Raw genomic sequence first — 9,374 nt, forward strand, 5'->3', positions numbered from 1 at the left:
GCTTGCTGGTTTTGGTTGCTGGAAATGGTTGCATTATTTAAATTTATTAATGTTGTATACTACTAAATTAATAGCTGTTCATTTAAGAACCTCCTTCAACTTTACCCAACTCGACACATATACTTTTTGAAACATTGCTACAAGTAGAAAAAAACAGGTTACCCACCTTAACTTCTTTAAATTTGCTCACAATCTCTACTTGATGCATAAGGTTTTTGTTACACTCCTTTCATCTACCGATTACTTCTACCTACCGCCTTTACCTTTGCTAAGGTCAGAAACACACTAGCTTCAGGACTTTCTAAGCTCGACTGTGGCAGGCCACCAAAATTACTGGAATCACTAACACTAAGCGATATAGGTGCTTCTACTGGTCCACACCCTTCTCCCACTCTGTGATATCTTAATTCTAGATAAGTACGTAATAATGGATCAATTTGTTCTCTATTTTGAATGTATGCTTGCAATTGCACATCTTGAAATCCCGGATCATTCCTGAATAATTGTGAAATGCCCACTCTTATGTTCTGAAAGTAATTTCTATCTCTGTTTGGGTAGTTTCTTTCGAGAAAGTCACGCATAATATTTACAATATTCTGAACTTGTTCTCCAGGATTTTCATTTAGGACTCGATTAATATCCTTAGCATTTTCTAATGCCCATAAACCACAATTCCAACCATCTGTTTGCTGACGAACAGAAACATTATTAATCCTGATATTATTTCCTAAGTTATTTTGAATGATATCGGTAATACCACCTGGAACAGCAGTAGCAGTTGAATCAGCATAGTACCCAACATAGTTCCCATTTTGACGTTCAATCACTAGTGTAACCCAATGAGTGTTATTTAAAGTAATGATTAAAGTTAAACGCTGTTGTTCTTCGTTTTCCCTAAATTGATTTAATACTCTAACAATGTGCTCGTTACCGTCATTCCTTGCCAAATTAGCTGCTTCAAAAGTGTGATTACCTTCAGTACGAAGCTGATATTGCAATCTTCCAGCATGAGCTATATCAATTTGTTGAAGCCAGTAATCATAAAGTCCATTTCTCGTTGCAAATTCTAGTGTAAGTAGATCATTTACTTCTATCCCTTGATTTCCAAGAATATCTCTTATTTGTCTTCTTATTCCTTGTGCTATAGGAATGGCATTATCACCTCCCATTATTCTTGACCTTAGTATTTCTAGGAATTGTTGTCTACTACCTTCGAAGGTAGTAATACTAACACATCGACTATCACCTAGATCAAACAGTAAAGTCTGGTTCCGTCCGGGATTTTCTCGAATATAATTTATTAAATTTTCACGAGTCTGATCTGATAATAGACCCTCTGGTGGATTTTCATCAATAACACTTTCAGGGACCACTAGTCCTCCTGATCTTAAGTCACGACCACCACGATCAAGTTTATGTACATACTCTTCTCTTCCTATTCCTTCTGGAATAGATATCAGACCTTCTACTCTCCCTGCACCTGCATTAAATATAAGAGGAAATAAAACCACCTCATTTCCAGAAGTAATAAGCAAATATCCTCTTTGCTTGTTCATAAGTTCTTTTATTCGATCTTTTGCGTTATTCTCCTTTTGTGCTACTTCTTCTACATTACCAGCAAATCTTAATATATATCCAATTGGATGAGTATCTAGATCATTCTCTGTAGGTTGTCTTAATAATAAAATGTCTAATGTCTGTTCTGTAATTCTTGTGAGTATTACCCTTTCTCCTTCTTCTTCCCGCCCCCTTTTCAAACTATATGTTTGACCAACTTTATACATAGCAAGCACTTTATAAGGATTATCACTAGCATAAAATGTACCATGTAGTATAGAACGAAACTTATCCTCACTATTAACATTTATTGCGTCCCTAAGTGGCATCAATATTCCAGAGATCTCTTGAAATAGTTCTCTATGCTGACCTACATTTTTCCAGCCATCGTTCATAACCCTTTCTGAAATACCATGTACATTTTCAACATTAGGCACTTGTATAAGATCACCAGCAAGAAAATTATTTGCATTATTATTTTGGTAATCGTGATATAAACCAAGGTCATTTGGTTGATCAATATCTAGCTCAAATTGGTCATTAAGTGTGCATGAAACTTCCCATATATGAACATTATTTCTATTAACATTAAGAGCTTGTAAATCGATAGCTTCTTGCTGTTGCGCATCGTGAGCTCTAATATGAAGTGTAACTATATTATGACCCTGAGCATAAAAGACCATAGTTAAAGTATGTCTTCTTAAATCTCCATCACCGTATCTAAATATATACTTTCTTACACGTACTCGATCTTCTCCTTCTTCCAGCTCTAAATACTCTCTAGCAAAAGCACTACTCCCAAAAGTAAAACCAGTTATACAATCAAATATTCTGTTATAATTCTCTGCATTTCTTGGTATTTTAGCAAGAAGATGTTGAAGTAAGAAATCTCTAATATTTTCTCTAATTCCTTCATTCTCCAAACACTCAAATAATCTTTGTACTAAAGGAAATCTATCCTGTTGAAGCCCTACCGTATCAACCCTAAAAGGAATTCGATTTAAATCAAAATTTAATCCAACACAAACAGTATGCTCTGATGTGGTAGGTATAAATGAAGAAACATATAATCTTTTAGCGTGACCTCTGGCACAGTCTAATGCGGTACTGGACAATGTTGCTCCTGTAGCAATATTAATGACAATAGGAACATTTCCTCTTTCTTCTTGATGACGTACAAGAAAAGCAACATGTGAGTTTCTAGGAGATAAGTCAAGATCGATGCCTATTGTGTAGCGATGACTAAAATTTGCTAAGAAAGCTAATAAAAACCCGTAACTCTCAAACTTTTGACTGCGATTTTGAATGTCATTTTGTAGGCTGCCTAGGTAATTACGATAGATTCGAGTTATGTATGGCAAAATTCCTTCATTTATTCCACGTTCTACATTTATTCTTTGGTTACTTGCTAGCACTTCCATAAAATTGAAAATCCCTTGCTGACTTGGTCCAACTTGCACAAAATTGACCAAATGACCAAGCTGTACGATCTGATCTTGATCGAGTCGTATACTTTCTATTTCCTTAACTTTCAACACACTGCTTGGCGCAAGCACATTAATCTCCCTAAGCCTATTGCGTTCTATATGCCTCAGAAGGCTAATCTCAGACGCTGAATATTCAGCAAATCTATTTCTACCTTGAGAATCTTTTTCACGAATCATCTCGAATACTGTTGCAATTGCCTCTCCCTGACTCCTGCCTTTCCCATGCATACATACTTTGTACTGCTCAAAACTTAGGTCTTCTTTCCTTAAACCTTGATTTTGCTGTATAATTTTTTGTACTAGAGAATCTTTCTCCCTTTTACTAAATCTTAACCCACCACTATTAGAACGATCAGAAATGCTGTAACACCTGACAACTTGCTGTCCGTCACGATTACGAGTTAAAACAACAACTTTTAGGTTTCCTGTATTTCTATTTCTACCACTTGTATCAATACCATGATTATCAAAACGAAAATAGACTTTCTCATCTGTATTCAAAATGCCTGCATCATGAGCAGTAGCAAACATACTAAAAAAGAATACAGGAAGGAAACGTCCTGTACCTACATGATACAAGAAAGATGGACATTGATTTAAAAAGGATTCAAACTCTTGTCTAAAACCATCAAGATCTCCATCCACTAAATTCCTAATAAGCCCATCACCATTACTCATACAAAATACCCTTTATTTACTACGACCAAAAATACCAAGAGTTCATAAGTGGATTACTTATTACCACTAAGCGTAAAGATGCTTTTTTTTCTTATAAGAAGAAACACCACTTACACTAGGAGTTCCAAGCTCAGACTGCGGACTATCATCAATTGGCAAAGTTGTTCTCTTACTGCCACAAGCTTTAACTGGCAAAGTTGTTCTCTTACTGCCATGAGCTTTAGATCGTGTCCGTAAATCATACCTAGGGCCATCACCTCCAGGAGGTAAAGTTGTTTTCTTTAACTCAGAAAACAATTCTTTCGCCAAATCATCGTAGTTTATACCTTCTTCCATTCTTTCTCTACCACATAATCTAAGGTTTTCTACCATGACTTCTTTAAAAAGTTCAAACTTTTCAGGAAAGCAACTTTTAGCAAATGATATTATATCTAATATTTCTTCTTTCTCTATTTTCCTATTGAGCTTACAAACATCTTCTTTAAAAAATTCAAACTCTTCAGAAAAGTAACTTCTAGCAAATGATGCCATATCTAATATTTCTTCTTTCTCTCCTTTCCTATTGGGCTTACAAACATCTCCTCGTTTCCAATTAATAATTAATCCCCCAAGTACACTCTTTATAGGAACTGTATAATTAGAAGTATTAACAGAGGTCTCTCTGTATTCAGTAAAGCGTTCACATTTCCAAATCTTCATAACAAGAGATCTAGCTTGAACACTTGACTCAGGATTTTTCAACATTACATTTGAAAGTGAGTAAAGGAGGAGGTCATACTCATCTTGTGAGAATATTTTCTCTGAATGATCTCCACGTTCTGAAACGCCTTTATAACACCAGCACTGTACCAAATCATGAACCGTATCAAAAAAACATGACTCTATTAATTCAGCAAGAATGGAATATACTCCCTTATCTTTCTGCAGCAATTTCTGTAAAAGAGTATCTTTATCACCTATATTCCTTACACAAAAATCTAAAATAGGAGCGTCTTTCTCAACAGATTGAGGACGAGAAAGAGCAAGAATAGCTTCTGTAAGCTTCTTTTCCTTATCTTCTTCTTTTAAATGATTATAAAAATACTCTACCCCTTCACTCCACTTAAGTTTTACAGCACTGTCAAAACCTTCTACTGCATCATACTGCTTTAATTCCCCAGATTCTCTATCGATCCAGAAATCAAATAGAGGACCTTTCCTTCGAATGCCACCCAAAAGCGAGTTTCGTATGTACTCATCAGTTATAGGATTACCTCTACTATCAAGTTCATCAGAAGAAAATCCATTTTTGTAGGATTTAAATGCTTTTTGAAAGAGTGGATGAATTTTATCTACTACACAGTAACTACAAGCCATCTCATATTTGCGAAGTGGATTATCGATTTTCCTTATTTTTTTTTTAGTAAAACTTTGACCTAAAGCAGCATTATTCAACCTTACACCTGACCAGGAACTTTCAGCTCGGAATACACTGTGCAAGAACTTCAGCTTATCACCCTTAAAGTATTTTATGTGCTCCATAAAGTTATCCTGAAGGACTCCCACCCATCTCTTGATAGCTGACTTCCTCCCAGCAGCAACTGTTGGATCTGGATGTTTAATAGCTTCCTGTAATTTTTTGGACATCGTAGCCCGAAGCTCTTTCTGTGTTGGCATTAACCCCGCCTGTTAAGTATTTATATAAAAAAGGTATTGTACAGATATTAGAATGGATTGCAATATTAAAATTACTAGAATAGAGGGTTTAATAAAAAAACGTTATGGCTAAAACTTCTTTTCTTGAATTTTCTTAATATAATCAACAGAAAACCCTGTTATTTCAGCAATAACATCAATAGAAACACCCGCCTTAAGTGAATTCTTTGCCACAGCAATTTTAGCCTGTTGTTCGCCCTCTTCCCTACCTTCCGCTCTGCCTTTTTGATGACCGATGAGGATGCCTTCTAGTCTGCCTTTTTCGTGTCCAACCCTAACACCTTCATCAAATTTTTGAGCGAAAGCAGCTACCTCATCCATTAAACGTTTTTTCCTTTGCTCATATGCTAGTAATTCTTCCTCCGACCAATTAAACTTATTCATCTCTTCATAAGCTCATTTTATTATTACATCACTACCAACTATTTTATCTAGGTCCTCTTCCCTTGTTTCTGCTGCATATCGAAAAAAATAACACCACTTTTCTACTATATTTTTTAATTGATCTTCTTTAGTCTTGGTAAACTTTGGTAATTCAATGAATACGAAGTAGAGATCCTTTAAATCATGCTCATTAGTATTTTCATCCCGAATAGTATGATTAGATTTATACTCAGCCTTATCTGGAAAAATAATACAATCAGCAACAGCTATAAAGATAATTTCCTTGAGGTTATGATAATCATCACCTTGATCTGCTTGACTTGAGTAAGCTTTAGCAGCATAATATTGGGCACGTTGTATCTTGAAAAAAGCATCTAATGTTTTAAGCTTAAGCATTAGGTGGAGAAGGGAAGAACTCTGATCGAAGCCTTAGATATAAAATCTGTACTAAAGATAAGAATTCCCTTCTCAAAAGTGTAGGCTGGACGGTATCGTAGAAAGACCTGAATGGTTCTAATTCTGTATTCACAAGACTAGCCTTACTTTTCATTTTTAATGGTAACGTATGGGGTATCAACAACTTTTTGGGCATAGATATATCAAAAGATCGCTTTGATGTTTTTCTCTCATTTATAAGCAAAAAAGGAAAGCGTGAAACTAGAAAAAGGAGCTTTAAGAACGATGATCATGGGTTTCAAAGTCTACTGAATTTTCTACACAAACATAATGTAGAAAAAGTAAAAACCTGCATGGAATCTACTGGTTGTTATAGCGAAGCACTGGCTGAATTTCTACACAATGCTGGACATTTTGTAAGTGTTGTAAATCCTTATTGCATAAAATCTTATGCAAGGAGTAAGCTGATACGACAAAAGAATGATCAGACCGATGCAGAAGTTATTGCCGATTATTGTCAAAGACAAGAACCTATTCGTTGGACACCACCTTCTCCTGAAATGAAAAAATTAAAACATCTTTATCGTTGCTCGGCTGCGTTAAAAGATGAATTGACATTAGTAAATAACCACTTAGAAAAAAAAAGAGGCTACCTAAAGAAGTTGCAAATGCTTGGGAAGACCTTGCAATGAATATAGAGCAAAAAATAGAAACAATAAAAAACTCCATATGCGAACTATTAAAACAACACAAAGAATTGTTGGAAGATTTTCAACTCCTATTGACTATTCCAGGTATAGGAGAGAATAGCTATTTTAGCTGAAGTTCCTGATATAAAAGCTTTTAGAGATGCCAGGCAATTAGCAGCATATGCAGAAGTTATACCGCGAAATATGACGTCAGGTTCATCTGTATATGCCAAGCCCAGATTAAGTAAAGTTGGTTCACAAACATTACGTAAGGCACTTTTCTTTCCTGCCATAGCAACCCCAACTATGGATTAGCCGATAAAGAAAGGCATAGAAATGGAGGGCTTTTTCGACTGCAAGGAATAGGAAATCAGGACAGAAAAAACATGAATTAGGAAATTTGTTGGTGATCTGTGCCTTGTATGCTCAATCTCAAACTTGTTTTTCAAGAAGTCAAAAACCGTCTCAACAATCGATCTTTTTCTTAGCAAAATCTTCTCTTTCAGAGAAATCAGTGCGTTTTTCATGCCCTTTTTCACTTTAGTGACGAGTTTTAGACCTCTATCGAAGAGTTCCTCAAAGAGCTCTTTCTTTATATAGCCCTTATCTCCAAACAAAAGTCCTGTTAGTTTTTTGGTTATAGTTGGCACAGGTTTTCTATCGTCAACGTTACCTCTGGTTAGCGTAAGCGCTTGAATTTCTCCAATTTCGTTGATCACCAAGTGCAATTTGAAGCCGAAAAACCAACCGTATGTGCTCTTACTAATTTCTGCCAAACCATTAAAAAATTTATTCCTGGAGATCCTTCTTTTGTGGCAAATGGCGATTGTAGAAGTGTCGATGTAGGAAATACCTGTCATTTTCGCCTGTTCGCAGAACCATTGCAAAAGTAATGCTAAATACCATAAAATCCGCGATTTAAGAGCGATAAACCGGTCATATGTTGGCAATTTAGGAAACTCTAATTTGCAAAGTGGCAGATAAAGTAGGTAAAAAGCTTTGAAATTTTTGCATGGTGATTGGTGATACAATAGGATTATGATAAGGATTTCTGGAGTCCTGGTATTCTAGTGGGTTTTCTGCAGTTTAATGGGAGTATATTGGCAAAGTTCTCATCGACCATGCGACAAAAATCCTCGACGCAACAGTAAAGTTCTGTAATATCTTTCTTCATGGGTAACCTCTTATTATCGCTAAAATACTAGAGCTTACCCTATTTTCCTCTTCTTAGCTGCACTTTTATCTATTCTTTATCCATAGTTGGGGTTAAGACGGTAGTATTATAACATACGTAGATAGTCAAGGTACTCAAGCCTATCCTTCGAGACGTTTAAATAGTTGTTTGGGACATATATATGCACCCGTTTACAATCTTAAACTTTAACTAAAACTCTCGAGGTTATTTATGGTTACATCTTATCAAAATTTTATTGGCATTGATATTGGAAAACTTGAATTTGTTACTGCAGTTAATGAACAAAAAGGTGTCATCAAATTTGACAATAGTTGTGTTGGTTGGAAACAATTCTACCAAAAATTTTCAAATATCTTGCCTAACTCCATGGCAATTTTAGAAGCTACAGGAGGTTATGAGCTTGGCTTATTGTATTTTCTTATTGATAGAAAAATTGCTGTGCATCGTGCTAATACTCGTCAAGTTAAAAACTTCATTCTATCTCATGGAACTTTGGCAAAGTCTTGATGCAAAAGCGCTTGCCCAATATGGTTCTGAGCGGTGTAGACATCTGCAGCTATTTACACCTATCTCAAAAGAACAAACCACCTTGTTTGCACTTTGTCAGCGTCGTGACGATATTACGAAAATGCTTGTTCAAGACAAGAATAGGCTAAAAACTCCTGGAAATGATTACATTAAGGAAAGTTGTCAACAAGCTATTGAATTCCTCAACAACCAGGTAGAAAAGCTTGATCAAGCTATACAAAAAATAGTCAATGAAAATCCTGAATTGCAATAATGCCAAAAAATTCTTGAAACAGTTCCTGGAATAGGTAGAAAAACCTCTCAATGTTTATTGTGTCTCATACCGGAACTTGGTTCTTTAAATAAAAGGCAAATTTCAAGCCTTGCAGGTGTTGCGCTTCATCCTAAGGAAAGTGGTAAAGCTATTGGCTACCGAAGGATTATAGGTGGAAGAAGTAACGTTCGTTCAAAGCTTTTTACAGCAACCATGGCTGCTGCAAGGTCCAAATCTGCACTTGGTGCCTTTTATTCTAAGCTTATTGAAAGTGGTAAGAAGAAGATGGTGGCTATAACAGCTCTAATGCGAAAAATTATAGTAATTGCTAATGCAAGACTTAAAGAAGCAATTAATTTGCATACTCTTACAACGGTAACTGAAATTAGCTAATGAATATGTGCGTCCACACAGACTTAAAGCACATATTCATTAGCTAAGCAGAAATTGTTGTGACAGCTGTTTGATATAAAATTTTATTTCTATGACACACGGGTTTTTATTGCCCACAT

2 protein-coding genes and 4 pseudogenes are annotated in these 9,374 nt (G+C 35.6%); 2 read left to right on the forward strand and 4 right to left on the reverse strand.

The genetic code is table 11. From position 1 onward, the window contains the following. Positions 1–233: 233 nt before the first annotated feature. From OZD70_RS01030 to OZD70_RS01040, 3 genes and pseudogenes are all read right to left on the reverse strand, one after another. Positions 234–3,722: a cytoplasmic incompatibility factor CifB gene (locus OZD70_RS01030; RefSeq protein WP_275020180.1), complete on the reverse strand. Its 3,489-nt coding sequence runs from the start codon at positions 3,720–3,722 to the stop codon at positions 234–236. Positions 3,723–3,788: 66 nt separating this feature from the next. Next, a complete protein-coding gene (locus OZD70_RS01035; protein WP_275020182.1) occupies positions 3,789–5,378 on the reverse strand; it encodes a cytoplasmic incompatibility factor CifA in 1,590 nt (529 codons plus the stop codon). A gap of 108 nt (positions 5,379–5,486) precedes the next feature. Beyond that, positions 5,487–6,158: pseudogene (locus OZD70_RS01040) on the reverse strand (Rpn family recombination-promoting nuclease/putative transposase); the annotation flags it as partial. Positions 6,159–6,373: 215 nt separating this feature from the next. Here OZD70_RS01040 and OZD70_RS01045 point away from each other — a divergent pair. Next, a pseudogene (locus tag OZD70_RS01045) lies at positions 6,374–7,183 on the forward strand (IS110 family RNA-guided transposase); the annotation flags it as partial. Between the two features lie 14 nt (positions 7,184–7,197). Here OZD70_RS01045 and OZD70_RS01050 read toward each other — a convergent pair. Beyond that, positions 7,198–8,060, reverse strand: a pseudogene (locus tag OZD70_RS01050) (IS982 family transposase). Between the two features lie 231 nt (positions 8,061–8,291). Here OZD70_RS01050 and OZD70_RS01055 point away from each other — a divergent pair. Then, positions 8,292–9,255 (forward strand): annotated as a pseudogene (locus OZD70_RS01055) (IS110 family transposase). Positions 9,256–9,374 lie beyond the last annotated feature (119 nt).

It is taken from the genome of Wolbachia endosymbiont of Drosophila tsacasi (genome assembly GCF_028982115.1).
Classification (GTDB): domain Bacteria; phylum Pseudomonadota; class Alphaproteobacteria; order Rickettsiales; family Anaplasmataceae; genus Wolbachia; species Wolbachia pipientis_B.

Excerpts from the sequence above, each read along its gene's own strand:
- OZD70_RS01035 (WP_275020182.1), bottom strand. The coding sequence starts at position 5,378 with ATGCCAACACAGAAAGAGCTTCGGGCTACGATGTCCAAAAAATTACAG.
- OZD70_RS01030 (WP_275020180.1), bottom strand. The coding sequence starts at position 3,722 with ATGAGTAATGGTGATGGGCTTATTAGGAATTTAGTGGATGGAGATCTT.